At 47.0% G+C, this 2,694-nt stretch carries 1 protein-coding gene; it reads right to left on the reverse strand.

Features of this window, described 5'->3' with window-relative positions:
* Nucleotides 1–2,694 (reverse strand): DEAD/DEAH box helicase family protein (locus tag NE619_RS17640; RefSeq protein WP_330640846.1); only part of this gene is annotated, 2,694 nt, incomplete at both ends.

The following is a 2,694-nucleotide window of genomic DNA, read 5'->3' on the forward strand; positions in this document are numbered from 1 at the left end:
TTTTTCTTCTTTTCCCTCCTCCCAAAATCGGTGAACTTCTCTGACGCAGGCATTGACTTTACTCTCCTCCGCGTCCGGAAGAAGCTCATTCATCAGCCTTTGATCGAGGGCCAGTTTTCGTCCGTCATTGGTAATCAAAAGCATGTTGTCCTGGTTTGGGTCTACCATGCCATTTCGCACCCGCTCGGCCCTGATTCCCAGCTGCTCGACCATATCTTTCTGTACGCTGCTCGGTTTTATAGTCACGACCTTATAGTCCGCCTCCGGCACCGGGAGATTGAGCATATCCGCAGTTTGGATATCCGCCACTTCCCGAAACATTTGCATCAGTTCGGGTAAGTTATAAAATTTAGCGAACCTGGTTTTTAACCGGTATCCGGTCCCCTCGGGGGCCAGCTCGATGGCCGTCACGGTTTCCCCAAAGTTACTGACCCATGCGTCAAAATGCTGCAAGTGATTCACTTGAAGGGTGCTATATTGTAAATACCGCTGCATCGTATAAAGCTCTACGATGCTATTGGCAACTGGTGTAGCAGTAGCAAAGATTACACCTCTTCCTCCGGTCACTTCATCTAAATATTGGCGTTTCATAAACAAATCGGAAGCTCTCTGCGCTTCGGTCTGCGCCACACCGCCCACATTACGTATTTTCGTGTACAAATACAAATTTTTATAGGCATCCGCCTCGTCCACAAATAAACGATCAATGCCTAATTCCTCAAAGCAAATTACGTCATCTTTCCTGCTTTGATCATTCAGTTTCTCCAGTTTTCCTTTTAGCGACTTTTTTGTTTTTTCCAGTTGTTTCACTGTGAATTTGTTGCCGCCCCGTTGCTTGGCTTCGGCAATTCCGTTGGTAAGTTCTTTGAGTTGTTCTTTCAGTTGTCGCTGCTGCCGCTCAAGGCTAATGGGAATCTTCTCAAATTGGCTATGGCCAAGAATCACAGCATCGATCTCACTTGCGGCAATTCTGGCGCAAAACTTCTTGCGATTTTTTGTTTGAAAATCTTTTTTTGTTGCCACTAGCAAATTGGCAGCCGGATAAAGCTGTAACCATTCTGCGGCAAATTGTTCAATAATATGATTCGGCACGACCACCATAGATTTATGGCACAGGCCAAGCCGTTTCATTTCCATGGCTGCCGCTACCATGGTGTAAGTCTTTCCTGCTCCCACCACATAGGCCAATAGACTGTTTCCTCCATAAATAATACGAGCAGCGCCATTTTTTTGATGGGGCCGCAATACAATTTCCGGGTTCATGCCGACAAATGGTAAATGACTTCCGTCATATTCTCTGGGGCGAATCGCATTGAAGTGTTCGTTATAATACTGGGTAAGCCGCTGTCTTCTCTCCGGCTCTTTCCAAATCCAGTCCTGGAAGGCCTGTTTGATCTGATCTTGCTTTCCTTGCGCAATGGCTGTTTCCTGTTTATTAAGAACGGCTTTCCGTTTTCCGTCATCATCTTCCACATAGTCATACACACGGGTATCGCGTAGGTTTAAGATGTCTTCTATGATTTTATAGGCATTTGCCCGGCGCGTCCCATAGGTGCTATTCGCTTTCACATTCCCCTTGTCATAACTTTTTCCTTCCACGTTCCACTCACCAGTCAGCGTGGAATAATGGACCTTTATATTCCACGTAGCATAATTGGGCGTATCTAGCAGAGAAAACAGGAACTGTTCAATATCCCTTGTCGGAATCCAGGTAGTTCCAAGGCGCACACTAATCTCCGAAGCAGATAGCTCTTTCGGCTGCACGGCCTCCAAAGCCTGCACGTTGATCCGATACCGCGGGGACTGCTGTGCTGCGATCTTCGCTTGTTTCAACTTTTCACGAACATTGCCCGATAGATATTCATCTGCGGAGACGAAATGCGTTCCCTCTTCCTTTGGAGCTGGAATCCGGAACATATGACCCTGTAAGTCATTCTCGATTTCTTCGGCTGTTTTTCCGGTAAGGGATTTCATGTATTCCATATCAATGCAGGCTTTCTCTGATAACGACAACGCCAGCGCCTCGCCAGCCGTATCCACTTTTTGGACTTCCCTATGCGGTCTGATGGTACGCTTTGTGAATAAATCCGCTTTGCGATTCAGTGTTCCGTCCTCTTTCAGGATTTCCAGAGAGCAAAGCAGCGGATAGCTGTTATCTTCTGCAAATACCCTGCTGTTGGCCCTGGAGCTCAAGAGACCATAGGTCTGCTGAAACGCATCATAAAGGCTATTTAGTTCTTGTTGTTGTCTCTCAATGGCTTCGTCAGGATCGTCCTCCATCAGACACTTTATCAGCTTACGCGCGCAATCCCGAATACCGATCATTCCCTTGATTCGGTTTGCAGCTGTCACAGATACATGCACTGGCCGCATACGGCTATTCTCACGATAGTAAAGCTTGTCGTCCTGCAGCGTGTAGGAAAAGTTGGATACCGATGGATCGGCAGGAATTGTATCGTCTTCTTCAAAAGACAATTCATCAAACGCACCCTCCGTAATTTCGGCACCTATTTGCCCGATTGCCTGTGATAACAGACCTTCCAAATCTTTATCCGCATAAGGCCTGCACGTACTTTTCATACCGTACTGGGTCATTTCCATGGCCATCTGGCCTAAAACCATCTCCGGATGGTCAAAGAAATACCGGTTCATGGCAATGCCTTGTTCATCCGTGTCAAGGGATAACCACTCTGG

This window comes from Anaerovorax odorimutans, from assembly GCF_024459955.1.
GTDB lineage: Bacteria > Bacillota > Clostridia > Peptostreptococcales > Anaerovoracaceae > Hominibacterium > Hominibacterium odorimutans_A.